17 protein-coding genes are annotated in these 24,942 nt (G+C 68.5%); 10 read left to right on the top strand and 7 right to left on the bottom strand.

The window, feature by feature from the left end:
• Positions 1-16 precede the first annotated feature (16 nt).
• The gene (locus ACZ5EF_RS11690) at positions 17-808 is read right to left on the bottom strand and encodes a 2OG-Fe dioxygenase family protein (protein ID WP_346062156.1); all 792 of its coding nucleotides are present in this window, start codon (positions 806-808) and stop codon (positions 17-19) included.
• 420 nt (positions 809-1,228) lie between these two features.
• Between ACZ5EF_RS11690 and ACZ5EF_RS11685 the strand changes: the two genes are divergently transcribed.
• The 3 genes from ACZ5EF_RS11685 to ACZ5EF_RS11675 all read left to right on the top strand — a co-directional run bounded on the left by ACZ5EF_RS11685 (position 1,229) and on the right by ACZ5EF_RS11675 (position 5,886).
• Positions 1,229-3,040, top strand: a complete 1,812-nt coding sequence (locus ACZ5EF_RS11685; protein WP_346062157.1) for a putative bifunctional diguanylate cyclase/phosphodiesterase — start codon at positions 1,229-1,231, stop codon at positions 3,038-3,040.
• Between the two features lie 128 nt (positions 3,041-3,168).
• Complete coding sequence (locus ACZ5EF_RS11680; RefSeq protein WP_346062162.1) at positions 3,169-4,455, top strand: MATE family efflux transporter; 1,287 nt, start codon at positions 3,169-3,171, stop codon at positions 4,453-4,455.
• A gap of 171 nt (positions 4,456-4,626) precedes the next feature.
• A complete protein-coding gene (locus tag ACZ5EF_RS11675; RefSeq protein WP_346062158.1) occupies positions 4,627-5,886 on the top strand; it encodes a D-amino acid dehydrogenase in 1,260 nt (419 codons plus the stop codon).
• Positions 5,887-5,953: 67 nt separating this feature from the next.
• Here the strand turns inward: ACZ5EF_RS11675 and ACZ5EF_RS11670 are convergent.
• The 5 genes from ACZ5EF_RS11670 to phhA all read right to left on the bottom strand — a co-directional run bounded on the left by ACZ5EF_RS11670 (position 5,954) and on the right by phhA (position 11,522).
• A protein-coding gene (locus tag ACZ5EF_RS11670; protein WP_464122056.1) for an IS3 family transposase occupies positions 5,954-7,314 on the bottom strand; the annotation gives its coding sequence in 2 pieces (ribosomal slippage) (positions 5,954-6,858 and positions 6,858-7,314; 1,362 coding nt in all).
• Positions 7,315-7,401: 87 nt separating this feature from the next.
• On the bottom strand, positions 7,402-8,904 hold the full coding sequence (locus tag ACZ5EF_RS11665; protein WP_346064186.1) for an NCS2 family permease: 1,503 nt from the start codon (positions 8,902-8,904) through the stop codon (positions 7,402-7,404).
• A 254-nt stretch (positions 8,905-9,158) separates the two neighbouring features.
• Entirely contained in the window at positions 9,159-10,346 is a 1,188-nt protein-coding gene (locus ACZ5EF_RS11660; RefSeq protein WP_346064187.1) for an amino acid aminotransferase, read from the bottom strand.
• The gene (locus ACZ5EF_RS11655) at positions 10,347-10,685 is read right to left on the bottom strand and encodes a 4a-hydroxytetrahydrobiopterin dehydratase (RefSeq protein ID WP_346064188.1); all 339 of its coding nucleotides are present in this window, start codon (positions 10,683-10,685) and stop codon (positions 10,347-10,349) included.
• 30 nt (positions 10,686-10,715) lie between these two features.
• Complete coding sequence (gene phhA, locus ACZ5EF_RS11650) at positions 10,716-11,522, bottom strand: phenylalanine 4-monooxygenase (protein ID WP_346064189.1); 807 nt, start codon at positions 11,520-11,522, stop codon at positions 10,716-10,718.
• Positions 11,523-11,798: 276 nt separating this feature from the next.
• Here phhA and ACZ5EF_RS11645 point away from each other — a divergent pair, with 276 nt between their 5' ends.
• Both ACZ5EF_RS11645 and ACZ5EF_RS11640 read left to right on the top strand, forming a co-directional pair.
• Entirely contained in the window at positions 11,799-13,358 is a 1,560-nt protein-coding gene (locus ACZ5EF_RS11645) for a sigma-54-dependent transcriptional regulator (RefSeq protein ID WP_346064190.1), read from the top strand.
• 53 nt (positions 13,359-13,411) lie between these two features.
• Complete coding sequence (locus ACZ5EF_RS11640; RefSeq protein ID WP_346064191.1) at positions 13,412-14,002, top strand: hypothetical protein; 591 nt, start codon at positions 13,412-13,414, stop codon at positions 14,000-14,002.
• Positions 14,003-14,154: 152 nt separating this feature from the next.
• On the opposite strand, the gene ACZ5EF_RS11635 is transcribed toward ACZ5EF_RS11640, so the two are convergent.
• Complete coding sequence (locus tag ACZ5EF_RS11635) at positions 14,155-16,122, bottom strand: RecQ family ATP-dependent DNA helicase (protein ID WP_346064192.1); 1,968 nt, start codon at positions 16,120-16,122, stop codon at positions 14,155-14,157.
• 109 nt (positions 16,123-16,231) lie between these two features.
• On the opposite strand from ACZ5EF_RS11635, the gene ACZ5EF_RS11630 reads away from it, so the two are divergent.
• Genes ACZ5EF_RS11630 through ACZ5EF_RS11610 form a run of 5 tightly spaced genes read left to right on the top strand, consistent with a single transcriptional unit; the run spans position 16,232 to position 24,886 of the window.
• Positions 16,232-17,659, top strand: a complete 1,428-nt coding sequence (locus ACZ5EF_RS11630; RefSeq protein ID WP_346064193.1) for a hypothetical protein — start codon at positions 16,232-16,234, stop codon at positions 17,657-17,659.
• Positions 17,660-18,496, top strand: coding sequence for a hypothetical protein (locus ACZ5EF_RS11625; protein WP_346064194.1), 837 nt, complete (start codon positions 17,660-17,662; stop codon positions 18,494-18,496).
• Positions 18,493-23,364, top strand: coding sequence for a hypothetical protein (locus ACZ5EF_RS11620; protein WP_346064195.1), 4,872 nt, complete (start codon positions 18,493-18,495; stop codon positions 23,362-23,364). Before ACZ5EF_RS11625 ends, ACZ5EF_RS11620 begins: the two co-directional genes overlap by 4 nt.
• Positions 23,361-24,494, top strand: coding sequence for a Wadjet anti-phage system protein JetD domain-containing protein (locus tag ACZ5EF_RS11615; protein WP_346064196.1), 1,134 nt, complete (start codon positions 23,361-23,363; stop codon positions 24,492-24,494). The genes ACZ5EF_RS11620 and ACZ5EF_RS11615 overlap by 4 nt, the downstream gene beginning before the upstream one ends.
• Complete coding sequence (locus ACZ5EF_RS11610; RefSeq protein WP_346064197.1) at positions 24,491-24,886, top strand: group II truncated hemoglobin; 396 nt, start codon at positions 24,491-24,493, stop codon at positions 24,884-24,886. Before ACZ5EF_RS11615 ends, ACZ5EF_RS11610 begins: the two co-directional genes overlap by 4 nt.
• The last annotated feature ends 56 nt before the right edge of the window (positions 24,887-24,942 follow it).

Raw genomic sequence — 24,942 nt, 5'->3', positions numbered from 1 at the left:
TTTTTATGGCGATGGGTTAGTGGGGATCGAGTACCGCATCCGGGAAGTAGCGCTTGAGCATCTTGTTCTGGAAGGGATCCACGAAGCGACTGTTGATGATCACGATAAAGCGCTCGAAGGGGGCCTCGGGTGCCACCTGATGCAGGGCATCGGCGCTATGGAAGAGCCGGTCGTCACGCAGGTGAAGGATCTCACCCGGGGCCAGGGTATGCTCCATCAGTACCCGGCTGCCCGCCTTGTCGGCATAGGCTCGGCTGGTGCCGCCGGCGACGTTGTCGCGGTTGAGTACCAGGATGCTCAGGAAGCGGCAACCGTCGGCATGAATGCCCTGACCCTGGAGGGGATCCTGGGTCCCCTTGCCGCGCACCCCGGTGATCTGCATCAGGATCGGTTCCCTGGGGCCGATGCCCCAGAGCCTGGCCCAGTGACGCACGAAGTCATGCACATCGGCGCGTTCCAGGAACTCCTCTTCCAGGCTCGGATAGTAGCGCAGCTTGTCGGCCATGCTCTCGGCATCGTTGAACCGCCCTCCCTGGGCCATGGGGCAGTCCCCCATCACCTCCACGGCGCCATCGTCGGCCACCGAGAGCCAGGCCATGCGTTTCCAGCGGCGATTGACATAGGGATCCCGGGGCAGGGTCGCCAGGAAGCTACCCCAGGCGTCCAGGTCGAGGTGCGATGAGACATCGGTGAGGCACCAGTCCTGGCGGGCCAGGGTCTGGGACACCTCCGGCTGCCAGTAGGGAGCGGGAGTCTCGGCGATCAGGGTCGAGAGATCGAAACCGTGCTTAAGGCTTTCCTGTTTCATGGGTCTATCCTCATTGGGATGCCGCCGGGAAGCGGCGTCAGGATGGGAGCCGTTGCCGTGGCAACAGCTAAAGCGTGAAAACAAGTGATACGAAATGTCAAAGAAATGTATCTATGAGGAAGGGCCCATGAGGCGGCAGGAGCGCTTATCGAGAGATGATGCTGCGTTGGCAGGCCGCCGGGCGGATGCTCGGCGACCTGCTAGGTTAAGTAAGAAGGATTCCGCGCTATCCGGGCGCAATGCGGTAGAATTGCGCATTTCATTGACTGTGGATGGATGAGACTCGTGCCGGCAAAGTCCCGCCCAATATTCGGCCCGAGGGCCGGCTGGCTGTCTGTGGATCGCGTGGTGTTGATGGGGGTGCTCGGCGCTTTCCTGACCCTTGGGGGGATGGCGTGGCCGTCGCCGGGGATGAGCCTGGTGGCGGTCGTCGGTGCCCTGGTCACGGCACTACTGTTGTACCGCTGGCCGTCGCAGCGTCGCCCGCGGAGCGATACCTCGCGTCAGCTGGTCGACGTGCAACGCCGCCATAGCGAGAGCGAACAGCGCTTTCGTGCCCTGCTGGAGAGCCTGCCCAAGGTGGCAGTGCAGGGCTATGATCGCCAGCGACGGGTGATCTACTGGAATGCCGCCAGTACCCACCTCTACGGCTATCTACCGGAGGAGGCCCAGGGCCAACTGCTGGAGGACCTGATCATCCCCGAGGTCATGCGCGAGGGGGTCATCAGTGCTCACCATGCCTGGGTGGAGCGAGGCATCGAAATTCCCGCCTCGGAGCTGGAGCTACGTCACAAGTCCGGTGCCCCGGTGGCGGTCTTCTCCCACCATGTGATGCTCGGTGAGCAGACCGCAGATCCCCTGATGTTCTGCGTCGACGTGGACCTCTCGGTGCAGAAGCAGGCCCACCGGGACCTGGAGTTCGTGACTCGCTTCGACACCCTGACCCTGCTGCCCAACCGCCGCGCCTTCGAGACCGAACTGGAAGAGCAGTTGGAGAGTTGCCGACGCCAGGCCCATGGCCTGTCGGTGCTCTTTATCGACCTGGACGGCTTCGCCGAAATCAATGACGCCCAGGGCTATGCCCAGGGCGATATGCTGCTGCGTCAGGTGGCGCGACGGCTACGCAACTGCCAGCGCAGCTCCGACCTGCTGTCGCGCTTCGGCAGCGACGAATTCGTGATGGCCTTCGGCCAGCTGCGCGACGATAGTGACGCCATGCGCCTGGTCGACAAGGTGCTGCACGCCTTCCTGCTGCCCTTTCAGGTCGGCGAGCGGGAGGTGCATATCACCGCGAGCCTGGGCATCAGCCTCTTCCCCGATAATGGCACCACGGCCCTGGAGCTGATTCACAACGCCGATGTGGCCAAGAATCGGGCCAAGCTCTCTGCCACCCAGCACTACTGGTTCTTCAATCAGAAACTCCAGGACGAGCTGGTCCACGAGCATCAGATGGTGGAACGCCTGCAGCAGGCGCTGCGCCTGGGCGAGCTGCAACTCTTCTATCAACCCCAGGTCTCGGCGGTGAGCGGTCGGGTGGAGCAGCTGGAGGCACTGCTGCGCTGGTTTCCCCGGGAGGGTGGGGTGGTGTCGCCGGCGGAGTTTATCCCGGTGGCGGAGCGCTCCCAACTGATCGAGCGCATCGGCGATTGGGTCATCGAGGAGGCGTGTCGCCAGCGGGCGGAATGGAAGAACGAGGGCCTCGGCGACTACCGTATCGATATCAATCTGTCCGGGCGCCAGGTGGCGCATCCCGAACTCTTCACCCGACTCGAGGCGGCCCTGGAGCGACATGGCCTGGAGCCCGCTGACATCGGTATCGAGCTCACCGAGAACGTGCTGATCAAGGCCAATACCGGCCTGCTCGACAACCTGCGGCGTCTCTATCATCGCGGTATGAAGATCGCCATCGACGACTTCGGGACCGGCTACTCTTCGCTGAGCTACCTCAAGCTCTTTCCGGTGACCTCCCTCAAAGTGGATCGCAGCTTCGTGCATGATGCCCCGGATCAGCCCAGTGACCGGGCGATCATGGCGGCGGCGGTATTTATCGGCCATCAGCTGGGCCTGGAGGTGGTGGCCGAGGGGGTCGAGAACGAGGAGCAGCTGGAGCTGGTGAGGGACCTGGGCTGTGACCTGGTACAGGGCTACTACTGCTTCAAGCCGATGACCGCCGAGGATACCCGCCGCCTGTTGGGGGCCCTGGTGGTGGATGGCGATGGCCTGACCAACTGACGCGACCTGCCTCCGAGGGGGAGAAGCGGTACACTAGCCGGCTAACGTTTTACCTCGGAGCCATCGTGTCCGCATCCACCGCTTCCACCCCGAGCCTGGCCCGCCAGCTCTGGCGCCAGACCTGGCCCATGACCCTCGGGGTGCTGGCCCTGCTGGGCTTTCAGCTTACCGACAGTGCCTTTATCGCCCGCCTGGGCACCGCGCCCCTGGCGGCGCAGGCCTACACCTTCCCCCTCAGTTTCCTGATTATCGGCATCCAGGTGGGCCTGGGGATCGCCATCGCCGCCCTGATCTCCCGGGCCCTGGGCGCCGGCGAGGCGCAGCGGGCCCGCCGCCTGGGCAGCCTGGTGCTGCTGCTGGGTGCCGCGGTGCTGGGTGGCCTGGCGCTGTTGCTGTGGCTGATCCAGGCGCCCGTCTTCGCCCTGCTGGGGGCCGATGCGGCGACCCTGGGCCTGATCCGCGCCTACTGGGCGCCCCAACTGTTGGCCGCCTGGCTGGGGGCCCTGCTCTATTTCTTCTATAGCCTGTTTCGCGCCCATGGCGATACCCGCCTCCCCGGCAAGCTGATGGTGGTGACCAGCCTGGCCAACCTGGTGTTGGACCCGCTGCTGATCTTCGGCCTGGGCTCCTGGGAGGGGTGGGGCCTGCCCGGCGCCGCCTGGGCCACGGTACTGGCCTTCGCCCTGGGCTTGGGGATCGTCGCTCGGCGCCTGGCCGGCCAGGCCTGGCTTGCCGTCGAGGGACTGGCCGAGGAGGCGCGGCGCTCGGCGCGGCCCTTCCTGGGCATCGCCGGGCCGGCCATGGTAGGACAGTTGATGCCGCCCCTGGCGGCCATGCTGGCGATCGCCGTGGTGGCCACCCTGGGGGAGGCCAGCGTGGCCGCCTGGGGCCTGGCCAGCCGCCTGGAGACCCTCTCGCTGGTGGTGGTGCTGGCGCTGACCATGTCGCTGCCGCCCTGGCTGGGGCGCTGCTATGGCGCCGGCGACTGGGGCCAGGTCGATCGCCTGATCCGTCTGGCGATGCGGGTGGTGGTGGGCTGGCAGCTGGTCCTGGGTGGCCTGCTGGCACTGCTGGCCCCCTGGGTAGCGGCGGGGCTCTCCGGCAGCCCCGAGGTGCAGGAGGACCTGGCCCTGTTGATTCGCTTCCTGCTGCCCAGCTATGCGCTGCTGGGGTTGTGCATGCTGATGGTCTCGGCGGGCAATGCCCTGGGCTGGCCGCTGCGTTCCATGCTGATGTCGGCGGCGCGCCTCTTCCTCTGCTATCTGCCTTGCCTGTGGCTGGGGGCGCGATTGGGGGACCTGGTGGGTCTGGCGGTGGGCGCGGCGCTGGGCAATTTGCTGGCCGGGGCCCTGGCCTGGCAGTGGAGTCGGCGCCTGCTGCGGGCGCGAATGAGTAGGGTAGTGGAAACAAATTAAAAACACTGTTCTATAATAGAATAAGGCCATGTTTTTAAAAATCTTTAATTTAAAAGTATGGTTGAAACTTAGTATTTGGAATATCTTCCTGTCCTTATCGACCTATACTGCGGCCATTGCGCCGGCAGCCGCCGGCCAACCCGAACAATGGCATGACAAGAGGGGTAGGCGATGAAGGTCCTGATTCTCGGCAGCGGCGTCGTGGGTGTTACCAGCGCATACTATCTGGCCCGTCAGGGGCATGAGGTCACGGTGGTCGATCGCCAGGAGGCGCCGGCCATGGAGACCAGCTACGGTAACGCCGGCCAGGTCTCCTTCGGCTTCTCCTCCCCCTGGGCCGCGCCGGGGATTCCCCAGAAGGCGGTCAAGTGGATGTTCCAGGAGCACGCCCCGCTGAAGATCCAGCCCAAGATGGATCCCTCCATGGCGCGCTTCATGATGCAGATGTTCAACAACTGCACCGCCGACCGCTATGCCGTGAACAAGGAGCGCATGGTGCGGGTGGCGGAATACAGCCGCCACTGCATCGATACCCTGCGCGCCGATACCGGCATCCGCTACGAGGATCGCCAACGCGGCCTGCTGCAGCTGTTCCGCCACGACTACCAGGTGGAGGCCGTGGCCAAGGACATGAAGGTGCTGGCCCAGTGCGGCGTGCGTCATGACCTGCTCGATGCCGAGCAGGTCAAGGCGGTGGAGCCGGCCCTCAACCGGGTGCCCGGCAAGTTCGTCGGCGGCCTGCACCTGCCCGACGACCAGACCGGCGACTGCCACCTCTTCACCAACCGCCTGGCCGACTACTGCCGCGACCATCTGGGCGTCGAGTTCCGCTTCGGCGTGACCATCGAGCGTATCAAGCGCAGCGCCGGCCGGGTGGAGAGCGTGGTGACCAGCGCCGGCGAGCTCACCGCCGATGCCTATGTGGTCTGCCTGGGCAGCTTTTCGCCGATGCTGGTCAAGGACCTGGATATCCGCCTGCCCATCTACCCGGTGAAGGGCTACAGCCTGACCATCCCGGTGGTGGACGACGGCGGCGCGCCCCAGTCCACGGTGATGGACGAGACCTTCAAGGTGGCGATCTCGCGCTTCGATGACCGCATCCGGGTCGGCGGCACCGCCGAGCTGGCCTCCTACGACCTGAGCCTGCTGGAGAAGCGCCGCGCCACCATCAGCATGGTGGTGAAGGATGTCTTCCCCGAGGGCGGCGACATGGCGCGGGCGGAGTTCTGGACCGGCCTGCGCCCCATGACCCCGGACTCCACGCCGATCATCGGCGGCACCAAGTACGACAACCTGTGGCTCAACACCGGCCACGGTACCCTGGGCTGGACCATGAGCTGCGGTTCCGGTCAGCTACTCGCCGACCTGATGGGCGGGCGCTGTCCCGGCATCGATCCCAAGGGACTGGACGTGGCGCGCTACGCCGCCTGAGCCCCTCGCCCAAGAGGCAAACGGCCCCGCCAATTGTGAACTGACCCCCAATAGTTGGACGGTTCACTCAGCCGGTGCTCAAGGCCTGAGTCCTGTACTGCACAGGGCTCAGGCCTTTTAGTTTCATCTTGATGCGCTCGTGGTTGTAGTAATGGATATAACGCTCGAGGCCTTGCTGCAGCTGCTCCACGGTGTCGAACCGGTTCAGATGGTAGTACTCGGACTTCAGGGTGCCAAAGAAGCTCTCCATCGCAGCATTGTCCAGACAGTTCCCTTTCCGCGACATGCTGCGGAGTATCCGCTGCTCGACCACCAGGCGGCGATAGCTGGGATGTCGGTAATGCCATCCCTGATCCGAGTGGAGCAGCGGCCGATCCCCTGGCATCAGCCTGCCAAAGGCTTTCTTCAGCATACCCTTCACCAAGTCGAACACCGGGCGCGGTCCTGTCTGGAAGGCAATGATCTCTCCGTTATACAGATCCATGACCGGTGACAGGTAGAGCTTCTGGCCATTGACCTTGAATTCGGTGATGTCCGTCACCCACCGCTGATGGGGACGCTGAGCCTGAAATCGACGCTGCAACGTATTGGGAGCGGCGTAGCCTTCCGCCCCACGGTAGGCGCGATACCGCTTGGGGCGAACCAGGGACTTCAAGCCCAACTGCTGCATCAGCCGCTGGACGGTCTTGTGATTGATCGCCTCACCCGCCTGCCGCAGGACGGCGGTGATACGCCGGTAGCCATAGCGCCCCTTGTGGCGGTCATAGATCGCCCGGATACGCGCCTTCAGGGGCGCGTACCGATCATCAGCGCCCAAGGCCCGGATCTGGTAGTAGAACGTGCTGCGCGGTAGCTCAGCCGCACGCAGCAGCAGAGCCAGCGAATGCTCGTGCCTTAACCCTTGGACGACTTGGGCTTTCTGCCCTGCGTTGTCGTCCGCTTCTCCCGGATCAAGGCATCGAGCTTTTTTAGGTAGGCATTCTCCGCCCGCAGATACGCCAGCTCTTCGAGCAACTCGTCATGGGAGCGCTCTGCATCAGGCGGGGGTGGTGGAGAAGGCGGCTTTTTGGTCATCGGGCGGCGTCCCTTGTGCTTCGGTGCTAACGCAGTCAGACCACCACTATGGTATTGACGCTCCCATTTGCCAATGACACCGGACTCACGGATATCGAACAGGGCCTCCGCCTGGCGCCGTGACAAGCCATCTCGCCACATCGTCTCAAGGACTTCCAGCTTGAAGGCCGCGCTGCGGTGCGTGTATTTCTTGCGCAGCCCCACCACGCCATGCTGACGATAGTTGTCCCGCCATTTCCGTACCAGGGAATGGTCCAGACCATGCTGGCGAGCTACCTCCCTCAAGCTGGTGTCATCGTGCAAAGCCTGCTGTGCCACCAGCAGCTTGAACCTCTCGCCGTATCGCTTCTTCATAAAAACACCCCGAAGGTTGGATTGGGTGTCCAACTTTCGGGGTGCAGTTCAATTGCCGGGGCCGTTTTGCGTTGGGGTGCTGTGAGCTCAGTCGCCGGAGGGCAGGGGACGCTCCTGCCGGGCACCCTGGAGCGCGAAGTAGGCGAAGAAGGCCGCCATCACCACATAGCCCAGGGCGAAGTCCGGGGCGGCATTGAAGGCCAGCTTGGGGGCGTGCATCAGGCCCACGAAGGAGAAGCCCGCCGCCACCAGGGCGAAGGCCGCGGCGCGGCGGAACTGCTGGTCGATCACCGAGACGGTCATGGCGCCGAGCATGATGGCGGTGAACATGGCGCCCTGGCCCAGGGGCACGATGCCGCTGGAGATGCCGGCCACGGTCTCCTCGGCGGCGCGGCCGAAGCGGGTCATCACGTAGTTGGCGAAGTAGGGCAGCATGGCCAGGGCCACCGCCGGGTAGTAGCGGGTGTCATTGGCCTGGAAGGCGGTGGCGATCATCGACATGCCGACGAAGACCAGGATCGGCGCCACCACCGAGACCGGGATGATCGCCGCCAGCACGGCGATCAGGCCGAACATGGTGGCGATGGCATAGACGGCGCCGTTGAGGAGGCTGTAGCCGCGGCCGGCGCCCATCCACTTGGCGCCCACGGTGGCGATATAGACGGTGGTGGGGAAGACGCCGCCGAACAGGGCGCCGAGCATGGTGCCCACGCCATCCACCGCCTGGCACTCGCGGACGTCGTACTTGTCGCCGGCGGCCTCCATGGCCTCCACGTTGTTCATGGTCTCGATGGCGTTGTAGAGGGTGATGGGCAGCACCACGGTGAGGATCGCCAGCATGGTGGTGAAGAGCAGCCCCAGGCCCTCGAACCAGGCCATGTTGGGCAGCAGCGGGTAGAAGCCCAGGTGGGTGAAGGCGTCGCCGAACTGGCCCTCCTCGGTGGCGCCGATCAGGTAGGCCAGCGCCGAGCCGATGATGATCGCGAACAGCGAGGTGGGCAGGCGGAAGGGCATGGCGACCCGGGCCACCAGGCCGACGATGATGATGGCCAGCACCAGCAGGCCCACCACCGGGATCTCCAGGGTCTTGAAGAGCATCTCGCCGGCGATAAAGGTCAACGCCACCCCGGCCACGGCGCCGAGCATGGCGGCCCGGGGCAGGTTACGCTGCACCCAGCGACCGATCAGGCTGATCACCGCCTCGATGGCGCCGCTGATAAAGCAGGCCGCCACCGCCACCTTCCAGGCCAGCTCGGCGTCGCCGGTCAACTGCTTGGCGGGCAGCAGCACGCCGAACAGGAAGACGAACATCACCGGGGTGGAGATGCCGTAGGAGAGGGCGGTGACGTCGGCGCGGTTCTCCTTGCGGGCCAGGCGCGCGGCGCTGTAGGCGTAGTAGAAGTTGCCTACCATCACCGCCACGGCGGCGCCGGGAAGCACCTGGCCGAAGACCAGCTCGGCGGGGAAGCCCAGGCCCAGCATGGTGATGGCGATGATCACGAAGTTGGCGATATTGTTCTGGAAGAGGGCGAAGAAGGCGTCGGTGTCCTCCTTCTTGTACCAGGGGTAGTGCACGGCGGGGGTGGTCATAGCGGCCTCGTGTTATTGGACGTTGTGGCAAGGCAAAGGCTTGATTAGCGGCATCAGTCTGACCCAGAACTGACCGCTTGGTCAATTTTTCGCTTGCGCGGGGCGTCCGGCGATGGTAGGCGGCGGATTCTAACCCACTGATATACCAGCGCAAGTTATGCCGCTTATCATCTCGGTGAGGCAGGAGGCGCCTCTAGAAAACACAATGCCCGGGCCAAGGCCCGGGCATTGTGATTAGCGGGAGTGCTTGCTGCTTAATTGACCGCGGCGATGGCCTTGGTCAGGTACTCCAGGTTCTCGGTGGAGAAGCCCGCCACATTGGCGCGACCGGAGCGCACCATATAGATGCCGAACTCGTCGCGCAGGCGATCCACCTGCTCCGGGGCGAGGCCGGTGTAGGAGAACATGCCGCGCTGCTCGCCCACGCAGGCGTACTTCTCGGCCAGGCCATGGGGCTCGAGGGCCGCCACGAAGTCCTGGCGCAGGCCGTTGATGCGATCGCGCATCTCGGTGAGCTCACTGCGCCACTGGGCGGCCAGCTCGGCGGACTCGAGGATCTCGGTGACGATGGCGCCGCCGTGGGAGGGCGGGTTGGAGTAGTTCTCCCGGGCCACGATGGCCATTTGGGAGCGCACGTTCTCCATCTGCTCGTTGGTCTTGGCCACCGCGATCATGGCGCCGGTGCGTTCGCTGTAGATGCCGAAATTCTTGGAGCAGGAACTGGTGATCAGCACCTCGTCCAGGTTCTCGGCCAGCAGGCGCACGCCGAAGGCGTCCTCGTCGAGGCCCTCGCCGAAGCCCTGGTAGGCGAAATCCACCAGCGGCAGCAGCTCGCGCTCCTGGACCACCGCCAGCACCTCGCGCCACTGATCCTGGGAGAGATCGAAGCCGGAGGGGTTGTGGCAGCAGGCATGCAGCACCACCACGTCGCCCACCGGGATCTCCTTCAGGGCGGCCAGCATGCCGGCGAAGTCGAGGCGGTTCTCGGCGTCCACATAGGGGTACTTGCCGAGCTTGAGGCCGGCGGCCTCGAAGATGCCCAGGTGGTTGGGCCAGGTGGGATCGCTGACCCAGATGCCCTTGCCGGGCAGCTGACTCTTGATGAAGTCGGCGGCCAGACGCAGGGCACCGGTGCCGCCCGGGGACTGGGTGGCGCTGGCGCGCCCGGCGCCCAGTACCGGGGAGTCGGCACCGAAGATCAGCGGCAGGATCACCTTGCCATAGCGGGGGTCGCCATGGGAGCCGATATAGGTCTTGGTGGTCTCGTTCTTCAGCAGCAGCGCCTCGGCCTCCTTGACGGCGCGCATTACCGGGGTGTTGCCCTTGGCATCACGGTAGACCCCGACCCCCAGATCCACCTTGTTGGGGTTGGTGTCCTTGTTGAAGGCCTCGATCAGCCCGAGGATGGCATCCCCGGGCACCCGCTGAATCTGCTCGAACATTTACGCTGCTACCTCGTCGGTTCTGGCGGCTAGGATGAAATCGTTCTTGTGCAGGCCCTTCAGCTCGTGGGACCACCAGGTCACCGTGACCTTGCCCCACTCGGTGAGCAGGGCCGGATGGTGACCGGCGGCCTCGGCGATCTCCCCCACCCGATTGGTGAAGGCCAGGGCCTGCTGGAAGTTGCGGAAGGTGAAGACCCGCTCCAACTGCATGATGCCATCGCGCTCGACGATCTGCCACTGGGGCAGCTCGGCCAGGTAGGCGTCGCGCTCCTCCGCGGTGACATGGGGGGCATCCCGGCGGCAGGCCTGGCATTTTTCCCGGGCTAGTTCGCTCATGGCGTGGCTCCTGATCGGTCGGATGATGGCTTAATGGGTGGCCTGAGACTCGCTCGTCGCCTCCTTGGGAGGGAAGCGGGGCGGATAGAGGCCCAGCGCCATGGCCTGGTGGACCAGGGCCATGATGTCACGCCGGGCCAGCTCCTGCAGGGTCTCCAGGCTATCGAGAACATAGTAGAGCGGCTGCAGGATATCGATGCGATAGGGGGTGCGCAGGGCATCCAGGGCATCGAAGGGATGGTGCTCGGGGGCCTCCGAGAGGGCGTACTGGGTCTCCCTGGGCGAGGAGAGGATGCCGCCGCCATAGATGCGCCGGCCCTGGGGCGTCTCCACCAGGCCGAACTCCACCGTCATCCAGTAGAGGCGCGCCAGGTAGACCCGCTCGGCGGGGCTCGCCGCCAGGCCCAGGCGGCCATAGGTGGCGGTGAAATCGGCGAAGCCCGGATGGGTCAGCATGGGGCAGTGGCCGAAGATCTCGTGGAAGATATCCGGCTCCTGAAGGTAGTCCATCTCCTCCGGGGTACGGATAAAAGTGGCCACCGGGAAGCGCCGCTGGGCCAGCAGCTCGAAGAAGGTATCGAAGGGGATCAAGGCCGGCACCGGGGCGGTGCGCCAGCCGGTGGCGGCCTCCAGCACGCGATCCACCTCGGCCAGTTGGGGAATGCGCTCCCGGGGCAGGGCCAGGCGCTCCAGGCCGTCCAGGTAGGCCTGGCAGGCGCGCCCGGGGAGCAGCTCGAGCTGGCGGCGGACCAGCGCCTGCCAGGTGGCGTTTTCCACCTCGTCGTAGGCGATATGGCCTCGGGCATCGGGTTGGTGGGCCTGATATTGGGTCGTCATGGAGCACCTCCTGCGGCCTGGCCGTGGACGCTCTTGCAGTGTAGACGGGGCATGGTGGGCCCGATGCCGTACCGGTGCGGGGCGACATGACGCCGGGACCCGTGCCGTCAATCTTCTCTTACGACCCGGGATGGCGCCGGGGTGTTCCGAATCACGACATCGCTCCGAGTGGCGTGGCTTGCCAGGCGATGGAACCGGTGTCACGATATCTTTACAAGCCGGTCAGGCGGCCGTGACGCCAAAAGCGGCGCCGCGGCACTTTTTATCGAGAAGGCTATGCGACTGAAGTTTCACTGCCAGAACCGCATCGGCATCCTGCGGGATATCGTTGCCCAGTTCGCCGACTACGGGGTCAATGTGGCCCGGGGCGAGGTGGGCGGCGATCATGGCAACACCATCTATCTCTACCTGCCGCAGCTGCTCAATGCCCAACTGGCGACGCTGAAGCCGGTGTTGGAGCAGATTCCCGGGGTCTTCGGCGTCAGGCGGGTCAGCCTGATGCCCAGCGAGCGCCGCCATCTGGAGCTGGACGCGCTGCTGTCGTCGCTCTCCGACCCGGTGATGTCCATCGACATGGAGGGGCATATCGTCGCCGCCAACCGCGCCGCCGGGCAGATGCTGGGGGTGAGGGTGGACGAGGTGCCGGGGCTGTCCCTGGATCGCTACCTGCCGGACCTCGACCTGCCGGCGCTGATTCGCCGCAACAACGCCCGGGTCAATGGCCTGCGCCTCAAGCTCGGCGAGGCCACCTACCTGGCGGATATCTCGCCGCTGCACAGCGACAAGGATGACGACGTGGCCTCCCTGGCCGGGGCCGTGGTGACCCTGCACCGGGCCGACCGCATCGGCGAGCGCATCTACCAGGTGCAGCGCCAGGAGCTGCGCGGCTTCGATGCGCTCTTCCAGGCCAGCCCGCGGCTCGCCGCGGTGATCCGCGAGGCGCGGCGCATGGCGCCCCTCGACGCCCCCCTGCTGATCCAGGGCGAGACCGGTACCGGCAAGGAGCTGCTGGCCCGGGCCTGTCACCTGGCCAGCCCCTGGGGCCAGGCGCCCTTTATGGCGCTGAACTGCGCCGGACTGCCGGAGTCCATGGCCGAGACCGAGCTGTTCGGTTATGCCCCCGGCGCCTTCGAGGGGGCACGGCCGGAGGGCAAGCTGGGGCTGCTGGAGCTGACCGCGGGCGGCACCATCTTCCTCGACGAGGTGGGGGAGATGAGCCCGCGGCTTCAGGTGAAGCTGCTGCGCTTCCTGCAGGACGGCGGCTTCCGTCGGGTGGGCAGCGACGAGGAGACCTACCTGGACGTGCGGGTGATCTGCGCTACCCAGCAGGACCTGCCGGCGCTGTGCGCCGAGGGGCGCTTCCGCGAGGACCTCTACCATCGCCTCAACGTACTCTCCCTGGTGGTGCCGCCGCTGCGCGACTGCCTGGATGGCATCGAGCCCCTGGCGGAGCACTTCCTCGACCGCGCCGCCCGCCAGATCGGCTGCCCCCTGCCGCGGCTCTCCGCCGAGGCGCTGGCGCGGCTGGCGGGCTACCACTGGCCGGGCAATGTGCGCCAGTTGGAGAACGTGCTCTTCCAGGCGGCCTCGCTCTGCGAGGGCGAGGTGATCGAGGCGGGGCACCTGCGCCTGCCGGCGGTGGGCAAGCGCCAGGGCCTCGATGGCATCGACCTGGAGGGGCAATTGACCGATATCCTCGGCGAGGTGGAGCGCCGGGTGCTGGCGGCCCTCTATCCCCAGTACCCCTCCAGCCGCCAACTGGGCAAGCGCCTGGGGGTCTCGCATACCACCATCGCCAACAAGCTCAAGCGCCATGGGATCGGCAGAGAGGAATAAGAGAAGCAGCAAGAGGGTAGAAGGAAGATAAACGAGAGGAGGGAGGCTTGCCGATGGGGATACCGCTGGGGGTGAAGCTGGTTTTTAGTCTCTGGGTGCTGCTCTGGGCGCCGACCTATGCCTGGCTGCTGGGGCCCCAGAACTTCTTCTGGCTATGCAACCTGGCCAACTTCCTGCTGCTGGTTGGCCTGTGGCGGGAGAGCCGCCTGCTGTGTTCCATGCAGTGGCTGGCGGTGGCCCTGGTGGGGCTCTTGTGGGGCCTGGACGTGGCGGGGGCGGCGCTGCTCGGCGTCCATCCCATCGGCGGTACCGAATATATGTTCGACCCGCAACAGCCCCTGCTGACCCGGGGACTCTCCTTCTATCACCTGGGGTTGCCGCTGGTGGCGGGCTTCGCGGTCTGGCGCCTGGGCTACGACCGCCGCGCCCTGGCCGGCCAGGCGCTGCTCACCGCGGTGGTGATCCCGCTGACCTACCTCGTCACCGAGGCCGAGCGCAATATCAACTGGGTGGAGGGGCCCTTCGGGGTGCCCCAGGAGGGCCTGCCGACCGTGCTCTACCTGCCGCTGCTGATGATCGGTTGGCCCCTGGCCCTCTATCTGCCCGTGCACCTGGCCACCCTCTGGGCAGGCCGACGGCGTTAATGCTCGTGGACCAGGCCCGGCGCCTCCACCCTGCCCGTGCATCTGGTGACCCTGGCGGCCCGGCGCTGGCGAGGGTGCTAGTCTTCCCGGGCCAGGCCCAGCGCCTCCACCCTGCCCGTACATCTGGCGACGCGCTGGGCAGGCCGACGGCGTTAATGCTCGTGGGTCAGGCCCAGCGCCTCCACCGCCTCGCGCACCCGGCCATAGGGGTGCGCCTCGAGGACGGCGAAGCCGTCCAGGCGGCGTGCCTTGAGGCGGGTCAGCCAGGGGCTGGTCAGGCCGCACAGGAAGCGCGTCAGCAGCGCCGCCGTGGCCGGCAGGCCGGCCTCCGCCAGCGCCGCGAGCAGCGGCCGGCAGTGCGCTGCCAGGGCCTCGCCGGAGGGTGGGGCCGGCGTGCCCGGCGCCGGCAGCCGGGCGGGCTGGCCCGCACAGGCGGAGCAGTGGCCGCAGCGCTCGGGGGCCTGGGTGTCGCCGAAGTAGGCCGCCAATCGCCGACTCAGGCAGCTGTCGCTCTCGAACAGCGTCAGCATGGCATTCAGGCGTGCCAGCTCCGTCCGCTCCTTGGCCCGGAAGTGGTCGTGGAGCTCGTCGCCCAGGGCCTCGATCGCCACCTCGCCGGTCACCGCATAGACCTCGGTGAGCCCCTTGCTCTCGAGGCGAATCCAGCCCTGTTCCTGGAAGTACTCCAGGGCCTTGAGGACCCGCTCGCGGCGTACGTCGAGGCCCCGCTCGGTGCCCAGGCGCGCCAGGGTCTCGAGGTTCAGGGCGTGCCAGCGGCGCGCCTTGGGGGCGGCCTCCAGCAGCGCCTCGACGAAGGCCCGGCGCTCGTCCTGGAAGCGACCGGCCAGCGCCGCCGGCTCGATCAGGCACTCGAAGCGGTAGTCGGCGAAGTAGCTGTAGCGGGGGGCGATCACCCCGCGCAGCTCCAGCTGCACCAGCAGGGTCTTCAGCGGCAGGGGGCGGATATCGCTCTCCTGGGCCAGGGCGTTGAGGGTCAGCTCCCACTGGGGGCCGGCGGCGGCGACCTCGCCGAGCACCCGGCGAATGCCCAGGCGGGTGGGGGTGTCGCCGTAGACGAAGTTCTCGAGCACGGTGAGGGCACCGCGATCGCCCAGCATCAGGCAGTGGGAGGGGGCGCCATCGCGGCCGGCACGGCCGATCTCCTGGCTGTAGTTCTCGATCGACTTGGGCAGGTCGAAGTGCACCACGTTACGGATATCGGCCTTGTCGATGCCCATGCCGAAGGCGATGGTGGCGACGATGCAGCTGAGCTCGCCGCCCATGAAGGCGGCCTGGATGGCGTCGCGTCGCTGATGATCCAGGCCGGCATGGTAGGCCCGGGCGGGCAGGCCGGCCTTGTCCAGGTAGGCGGCCAGGCGCTCGGCGCCCTGCTGCAGGGTCACATAGACGATGGTGGGTTCGGGGCTAGGGCCGCTCAGGCGTGGCTTCAGCCAGCTCGCCAGGCGCCTGGCCCGCTCCTCGCTGGGGGTGGGAACCACCTCGAGGCGCAGGTTGGGGCGATAGAAACCGGTGGTGGTGACGTCGTCGGTGGCGATGCCGAAGGCGCCACGCATGTCCTCGATCACCTGTGGCGTGGCGGTGGCGGTAAGCAGCAGCACCTGGGGGATGGCGAACTCCCGCTGGTAGGCGGGCAGCTTTAGGTAGTCGGGGCGGAAGTTATGGCCCCATTCCGAGAGGCAGTGAGCCTCGTCGACCACCAGCAGCGAGATCGGCACGCCGCGGATAAAGGCGCGGAAGCGCTCGTTCTTGAGGCGCTCCACCGAGACCATCAGGATGCGGATCTCGCCCTGACGCACCCCCGCCATCACCCGAGCCGCCTCCTCGCGGCTCTGGGTGGAGTCGAGGCTCGCCGCGGCGATGCCGTGACGGGCGAGGAAGGCGAGCTGATCCTGCATCAGCGCCAGCAGCGGCGAGACCACCAGGGTCAGGTGGGGCAGGTGCAGGGCGGGCAACTGGTAGCAGAGCGACTTGCCGGCGCCGGTGGGGAAGATCGCCGCCGCCGAGCGGCCGGCGACGATGGCCTCGATCACCGGGCGCTGGCCGGGGCGCAGGCTGTCATAGCCGAAGACCCGCTGCAGGGTGCTGTCGAGGGGTTCCATGGCGAGGCTCCTCATCCTTGGGGTGACTGGCCCCCCATCTTACACCGTCCGGCCATGACCCGACCCGGCAGGCTTGGCATAATGGCCGTTTTGGCCTCAGGGAAGACCCATGACCGCCTGGAGCAAGTTGCTGGTCGCCACCACCCGGTTGATCGATCTGCATGACAGCGCCCACGAGCCCGGCTCGCCCTTTATCCAGGTGACCCAGGAGCAGCGCCGCGGCCTGCGCGACGGCTACTGGCTCGACCTGGGCTGCCTGCTGCTGGACTACCTGCTGGAGATGGATTTCGCCACCAACAGCGCCTTCGTTACCCAGGGGCGCTGCCTGGCCCACCTGCGCACCGCCTATCCGGCGCACTATGGCGAGCTCTCCCCGGACGACCTGGGCTTCGTCATCAACCTGCTCGCGACCCCCAGCGAGCTGCACTTCCGCCAGCCGGGGGACGCGGAGGCGCGGCGCCAGCGCAGCACCAAGCGCACCGCCCTGATCGAGAAGCAGGGCCAGACCGGCCAGGTGCGGCTCACCGCCAGCGGCCGCCAGGCGGTGACCCTGGCCGGCCAGGTGGAGGACCTGCTCTATTCCGAGTATGACGCCGCCAAGGTGCTGGCGGCCCTGGCCCGCGGCGACTTCGCGCGGATCCCCGATATCACCAACCAGATCCTGCTGGCGATCCGCGGCCTGACCCAGGAGCTGCGCCGGGTGCGCGAGAACCCCACCCGGGAGGGCAAGCTGGCGGCGCTGCTGGACAACCAGCGCCACTACCATCACGCCCTCTCGACCATCCAGCAGACCCTGCTCGACGCCCGCGCCCAGTTGGTCAGCCCGCAGCTCGGCGAGCGCTTCGCCGCCTGGTGCGAGGCCCAGCCGGACGGCGAGGCCTGGGACCTGCGGGTGCTCTCCGGGGCCATCGGCCGGGTGCTCACCGCCATCGAGAACCTCTCCCGGCGCCTCGCCGAATTGCTCGCCGATATCGCCGAGGGGCGCATCCAGTCCATGGGCGTGGTGGATTTCACCGACCTGGCCCGGGGCCTGCTGGCGGCGCCGCCGGCAGCAGCGCTGCGCGATGCCCTGGTGGCGCGGTTGATGCCGCGTCCGCCGAGGGTGGCCATGCCGCGTCCGGTGAGCCTGATTCCCCTGCTGGAGAGTCGTCGCGCCGAGGTCAGCCACGCCGCCCTGGTGTTCGATGCCGAGCCGGGGGCCGCCCCGGAGGATCCGCTGCTGGCCCGCTTCCTCGAGGCCCGCGGCCCGGCCCTCAAGGCGCGCCTGGCCAGGGCGCCGCTGGCCCTGCCGGAGGCCCTGGCCGAGGGCTGGCACCGTTTCGAGGAGGGCGACTGCCTGGCGCAACTGCTCAATACCTTCGTCGATACCGCCCTGCTGGACGCCCGGCTGCGGGTGGGCATCGAGCCGCAGCCCTTCGAGGTGACCCTGGAGGATGGCCGGGTGATCCGCGGCGAGGTGACCCCCTCGCTGCGCCTGGCCTCTGCGCCCCTCGATGTGGTTTCCCCGAGTGCCGCCACCGCCAAGGATGAATGCTGAATGAACATGACCGACATGGGCGAAGTGGTCGCCTACCTGTTGCGCTACCGCAGCGCCGAACGCAGTCCCGCCGGGCGCAAGCGCCGTGCGGCCCGGGAAGGCCAGGCCTCGGAGCGGGACGTCTGCGCCCTGCTCGACGATGCTAGCGATACCGAGCGCGAGGGGCTGCGCGACTTCCTGGCCGGCATGGGGCTGCGCCTGACCGCCTTCGAGGCCGGGGATTATCCCGGCATCGCCCCGGGCTCCCGCTACTATGCGCTGCTGGCGGACCCGCAGCTGGAGCAGCCCCCGCTGTTCTCCCGGGAGGCGATCTTCGAGGCCCTGCGCCTGCGCCAGGAGAGTCGCGGCGAACTGGCCCAGTGGTACCTGCAGCTGTGGCTGCTGATGCAGACCCTGCTCTATACCCGCTACAATCGGGCGCTCTCCGATGTCAGCCGCTATCAGGAGGCGACCTTCGCCAGCGGCGAGCTGCTGGAGCTGCTGCGTGACCAGCTCGAGGCCCTGCGCGACCTGGGCGAGGCGGCCCCGGAGACCAGCCGCGCCCTGCTCGAGGAGCGTGGCGAGGATCTCAGTCGCCGGGTGCGCGCCTTTATCGACCTGCAGGTGCGCGCCGGCCTGCTGGAAGCGCCCCGGGACGAAGCCGGGGAGGGCGATATCTGGCAGCAGACCTTGCTCGGGGCCCTGGAGGCGGAGCAGGTGGGCATCCACCAGTTGTCCCACCTGCAGGCCCTGGCCCGGGGCGCGATCAGCGAGGCAGAAGGCGTCCCCGTGGCGGCGGGGATCGACGGTGAGGAGACGGCCGCCGAGGAAACGGACGCCGAGGAGGATGCCCCATGAGCGTGATCAATCGTATCGAGGTGGCCAACCTGCTGAACAAGCATGGCGATATCGCCTCGCCCTGGGACGCCAAGATGCGTCACCTGCTGCTCGACCTGCGCGGCCAGTCCAGCGCCATCAGCATGGAGAACGGCTTCGGCAAAACGACACTGGCCGAGGCGCTGATCGGCCTGCTCTCCCGGGACAAGACGCTGCTGTCGCGCACCCGGCGCAAGTGTTCCCCCGCGGCGGTGAGCGGGGCGGGGCGCAGCTGGAGCCACCTGCGGGTGGAGTTCCGCGCCCATAGCGGGGCGCCCGGCCAGGGCGACATGCTGGCCGCCGCCGGCGACGAGGTGGCCGGCGAGACCTTCGTGTTCGGCTTCTATGGCTACAGCGATGGCAGCGGCCTCTCCTTCTACCATTACCCGGGGCGCCTGGAGGCGGTGCCGGTGCACCATGTCACCGCCGACGGCAAGCTGGCCCTCTATGCCAACAGCGACGTCAAGGCGGCCATGGCCGCCCAGGGTGTGCGCCTGACCCATAACCGGGAGGAGTGGCTGGAGGCGGTGGGCGCCCATGTCTCGCGGCGCGAGCTGGCCCAGTTGGCCGCCTTCCAGAAGGAGGGCGGCGCCGACAAGAGCCAGATCTTCAACGCCATCAAGCCCCGCGGCGGCGAGAAGGCGGACCAGGCCTTCTTCTTCGAGGTGCTGGCGCCGGAGATCCTCTCCGGTGCCATGCGCGGCGAGACCGACGAGAGCGAGGAACTGATCGAGGAGGTGATCCTCAACTCGGGGAGCAATATCGCCGAACTGCGCCATCGCCTGGAGGAGGCGGAGCGCGACCAGCACCGCGCCGCCGACAAGGTGGCGAGCCTGGCCGAGCTCAATGATCAGGGGCATGCCCTGGCCGAGGCGCGCCGCGAGCTGGAGGGCCTGGATGCCGGCCTGGCCGGGCTGGAGCGACTGCTCGGCGGCCAGGCCCTGTGTGGCTTTCCGGGGCTGCCGCGGCGCCCCGATGCGGCGGACGAGGTGACGCCCGAGATCGTGGCCGGTTGCGCCTGGGGCCTGGGCGACACCGGGCGGCCACGCATCGCCACCGCCCTGCTGGCCCGGCTCAGCGGCGAGAGCGAGCGCCGGGTGCGTCAGGCGCTGCAGGAGGGCGGGGCCCGCCTGGAGGGGCACCGACGCCTGATTCACCTGCCCGAGGCGGCCTGGCTGCAGGGGCGCGAGCCGACCCATGTGGACTTCGCCACGGCCCGCGGCTGGCTGGCCGAGACCCTGGCCTTCGCCGATGACCTGGCCCGGCAGCGCGCCCTGGCCACCCTGGGGGCGGCGGCGGAGGCCTTCGAGGCCCTGGATGGCAACCCCTTCCGGGAGGAGGTGATCGCCGATCGCACCTACCAGGAGGAGCTGGGCCGGGAGCTTGGCGAGCTGGAGGCCCGCGGCGAGGCCCTGGAGGAGGAGGCCGAGCGGCTGGCCAGCCAGCAGAGGGATTTCATCGACAACCAGAGTTTCTATGCCCAGGCCCTGGGCGAGGGACTCTTCGAGGAGGCGGAGCTGGAGGCGCCCGAGCAGACCGCCGAGGCCAGCCGGGAGGCCGCCGAGGCGGCCCGCCGGGCGCTCAATACCCACCTGGGGCGCGTCGGCGAGCTCAAGCAGGTGGCGGCCTGGCATGCCGACTTCCGGCGCCATCATCCGGACACCGCCCCCGGCGAGGAGCTGGAGGAGAAACAGGCCCGGGAGGCGAGTCTGGAGGAGGCCGCCGAGGCGGAGCGCGAGGCCCTGGTGCCCCTGGTGGAGCGCTGTGACGACCTGCGCCGCCAGGCCGAGACGCTGCGTGACGAGCAGCAGCGCCTGAGCGGCGAGCAGGGCCTGCTCGCCCAGGGCCAGGCGCCCTGGCAGGCCTTCGTGGCGGGCTGGCCGGAGGCCTCGCCCCAGGGCTTCTGGACCCGCCGCAAGACCGAGCTGGCGGAGCTCGAGGCGGCGTGTCGCCAGGCCCAGCGTGACCTGGATGAGGCCCGGCGCGACCAGGCGCGGCTGGCGCCCCTGGCCGAGGCGGCTCGGCACTACGCCGAATTGCACGGCGACGAGGAGCCGGTGCACCTGCGTGGCCGGCTGCAGGCCCGGGCCCGGGAGCTGGAGGACGAGGCGCACCGCCTGGATCAGGAGGAGACGCGGCTGCGCGCCCTGCACCAGGCCCGACTCGACTTCGCCGAGCGCAGTGACCTGGCCCCGGCGGCCTGGCTCAAGGATGCCCGGCGCCGTTACCCGCGCCTGCTGGGCGAGGCCGAGGCGCTGGATGCCAGCCTCGCCCAGCGCGAGGCCTACCTGGCCAGCCTGGCCGGGGACCCCCTGGAGCGGCGTGCCGTGGAGGCCGAGGCCGAGCGGCGGCTGAGCACGGCGGGGATCGCCTGGCGCCCCCTGCACGAGGTGCTCAACGACCCCGAGGCCGATCCGGCGCGGCGCCGCGAGTGGCTGGTGCAGGCCGCGGGGGTGCTCTTCGCCCCGGTGGTGGAGGGCCAGGCGGCCGCCGAGGCCGCCGCCGGCGAACTCGACGAGGCGGGCCTGGCCCTGCCGGTGCTGGAGGCGGGGCAACTGGCCCGGCGCCTGGCCGCCGGGGAACCGCCCCTGGGCGCCGTGCAGGGCCTCGAGACCCTGGCCGTCAAGGCGGCCCTCGACCCGCGCTATCTCGACGAGCTGCGCGAGGCCACCGAACGGCGCCTGGCGGCGGATCGCGAGCGGCGGGCCGCCCTGGCCGAGGAGTGCCAGCGCCTCGATCCCCATGGCGAGAGCTTCGCCCTGGCCCTCCAGGCCCAGGCCGCGGACGAGGCCGGCGTGGTGGAGGCCCTGGAGCGGCTGGCGACGAGCCGTGAGGCGCTCGACGCCCAGCGGGCCGAGCTGGCACCGCGCTTGACCGAGGCCGCCCTGGCGGCGATCGACGACTATCAGCGTTATCTCCAGGAGGGCGGCGAGGTGGCCCTGGAGGCGGCCGCCGAGGCGCGTCTCACCGCCGAGGCGAGCCTGGCCGAGTTGACGCCTCGCCACCAGGAGGCGGAGGCCGAGCTGGCGGCCCATGGCAAGACCTGGCTGGCGGCGGAGCAGTTCGCCGATGCCGGCGGCGTCGAGCGCCTGGCGACCCTGGAGGCCCGGCTCGCCGTCGTGGAGGCCGAGCGCGAGACCCTCCGGGCCCAGTTGGCCGAGGCGGCGGCGCGGCGCGATGCCGGCGAGCGTCGCCTGGAGGAACTGCTGGCGGCGCGGCGCGGCCTGTTCGCCGATGGGGAGCGGGATCGCCTGCGTGCCCTGGCCCGCTTCGAGGCCGAGGGCGGCGATACTTTCATGGCCGGTGCCGCCGAGGCCCAGGCGCGGCTCGAGACCGAGCTGGCCCGGGCCGCACGGCGGGCCGATTTCGATTTCGCGCGCATTCGCGCCTACCTGGCGGTGCGCGATGCCGGCGGTGGCGGCCAGCGGCTGACCCGCGAACTGGCGCGGGTCAAGCGCGAGCGCGGCGAACTGCGCGAGACCCTCAAGGCGAAGCGCGGCGAGCGCGAGGCCCTGGTGCAGCGCCTGAGCGCCCTGACCCAGGCCCTGGGCTGGGTCGATCAATTGGCCAGCGAATGGCTGCGGGTGGTGCGGGAGTTGCCCGAGGGCTGGGCGCGGCGCCTGGCGGCCCTGGATGACCTGGAGCAGGCCGCCCAGTGGCCCCCGGAGGCCGAGGCCTGGGAGGCGCGCCAGGTCGCCCTGGAGCGCTGGCGGCAGTTGGCGGCCGATACCGAGGCCCTCGAGCTCCCGGCGCTGGAGGCCTGTCAGCAGGCCCTGTTGGATGCCCTCGGTGAACTCAATCTCGGCGAACGGGCGCGCAGCCGGGAGCGTCAGGCGCGCCAGGTGGCGCAACTGGCGGAGCGCCTGGCCGAGGCCCTGGACGCCGCCGCCCGCAGCCAGCGTTTCAGCGACACCGAGCGGGCGCGGCTGGCGGCCTTCCAGGACGCCGGCGCCGCCGCCCTGGAGGACCTGGCGTCGCTGCATGGGCAGCTCCAGGCGCAGCTCGAGCTGCACCAGGGGCGGGTGACGCGGCTGCAGGAGTCCCGTGAACAGATCGAGGGCACCCTGGTGGAGCGACTCAGCTCGATCATCGGCGATGCCGCCGGCAACCTGGATATCCTCAAGCGGGTGGCGCGCAGCCACGGCGAGGGGGGCGCCTTCTTCGAGGTCAAGGCGTCGCTGATCGGCTCCGAGGCCCTGAGCGAGCTGATTCGTGGCCTGCTGGTGGAGATCGACGAGCATCAGGCGCTATTGCAGCGCCGCGCCGAGCGCGACGGCGGCGAGCCGCGCCGCCGCGACGAGGACCTGCTGCGGCAGATTCGCCGGCGCATCTACCGGGGCCTCTTCCATGAGGTGTCGATCCGCCTCAAGCATGAGGCGATCCGTCCCCATGGGCGGCTCTTCTCCCTCAACGAGGACATGTCCGAGGGGCAGCGGGAGGCGGTGTCGCTGATGTGGCTGGTCAAGCTCTCCGAGTTCGCCATCGAGCGTGAGCTGCGGGAGCTGCCCGGTCACCACAAGCGCCGCGCCCGGGCCAGCCGCGAGAGCGTCATCCTGCTGGACGGGCTCTTCTCCAAGCTCTCCCATCGTCGCCTGATCCAGGACTCCCTGGAGTCGCTGCGTAATACCCGCGGGCGCTTCCAGATGATCGGCCTGATCCACAACCCCAACTACGAGAATGACCCGGGCATCTTCCCCACCTACCTGGTGGGCAGCGTGATCGGCGGCGCCCAGGGGCAGGGCGGCCACGTGATGGTGCGCGACGGCCGGATCACCGAACCCGAGGCCCTGGGGCGCTCCAGCGGCGAGGCCAGCCTGTTCGGTATCCACATCAGCGAGCCGGCCACATGAGCGAGGTCCGGGAGCGGGTGCTGGCCACTCTGGATGCGCCGGCCCGGGAGCTGCTGGCGTGGCTGGAGGCCGCCTGGCTGCGTCACTATCGGCGTCATGGCACCGCCAAGCGCTGGCAGGCGAAGACCCTGGTGGAGCGGCTGCTGACACTCGGGGCCTGCGGGACCCACCTGGAGGCCCGGCAGTGTCTGGAGCGACTGTGGCGGGCCGGTATCCTGGCGGCCGCGGACAGGGGCAGCCTGACCGCTCGCCTGGGACTGAATCCGCGGGTTGGCCTGGACGCGAACTGGAGTGAGACGCTGGTGGAAGGCCTGCCCCGGGCCGCGGTCGAACTGGGGCTGACGCCGGCGCAGTCCCGGGCTTGGGAGCGTGCCCTGGACGGTACCCTGGGGGACTGGTCGGCCCCGGATCAGGCGGCCTTGGTCGCGGGGCTGCGGGACCTGGCCGCGGCGCTACCGGCCGCCTACGAGCAGGGCGCCTATGCTGTCAGCGCTCGCTATCTGCTGGGCAGCAGCAAGCTGCTGACTTCGCTACCCCAGGAGTTGCTGCGTGCCTTTGGCATCGAGGTGACGTCCTTTCGTCCCCCGGTGGCCTGGGTCCTGGCCAGTGGGCCCCGAGCCCCAAGGGGCTTGATGTTGATCGAGAATCCCCAGAGTTTTTCCCAGGCCTGTGAGCTGGGCATCGATGATCAGCTGGCGCTGATCTGCAGTTTCGGCTACGGCCTCTCCCTGGGCGAGGCCCTGTCACGGCCCGAGCGAATGCGACTGGTGGGGGAGCGGTTGCCCGGGGTATCGCTGGAGACCCTGCTGGCCTTGCCGAATGCTTCCTATTGGGGGGACATGGACCCCGAAGGGTTGCGTATCTTTCGCGCCCTGAAGCGGCGGTTGCCACAGCTCAATTTATCGGCCCTCTACGAACCCATGATCATGGCGCTGCAGGCGGGCCAGGGCCACCCGCTGGATGCGTTGACGGGAAAACCGGGGCAGCTCCCCGGTCAGAGTTGGCAGCGCGGTCTCGACCAGGAATGGGTGGAGGACGCTACCCTCGCCCGCCTGGCGGGACTGCCCCTGGACGCGCGCTTGGAAGCCGCCTGGCTCAGCGCTATCGACACTAATGAGGTGAGGCAATGACGTCTCTATTCGGCGTGGGCGACAGCACCCTGCGGGCCCTGGGGGGCGAGGCGGCGGTGGAGGAACTGGTGGCGCGCTTCTATGCCGCCATGGAGCGCCTGCCCGAGGCGCGACGCATCCGCGCCATGCACCCGGAATCGCTGGATGTCTCCCGCGACAAGCTCACCACCTTCCTGATCGGCTGGATGGGTGGCCCCCGCCGTTACCGGGAGCGTTTCGGCCCCATCGCCATCCCCGCCGCCCATCGTCACCTGGATATCGGCCCCGAGGAGCGGGACGCCTGGCTGGCCTGCATGGCGGTGGCGCTGCGCGAGATGGGCGTGGCGGCGGATCTCGAGGCCTATCTGCTGGCGCAGCTTCGCCATCCCGCCGAGATGTGCCGGACGCGCTAGTCGTTCGGAGGGGGATGGCGCGATGTCACCCCGACGCTGCCGAGATGTGCCGGACG

It is taken from the genome of Bisbaumannia salifodinae, assembly GCF_055388505.1.
The sequence above is the reverse complement of the archived record's forward strand: the minus strand, read 5'-3'. Positions and strand labels throughout refer to the sequence as shown.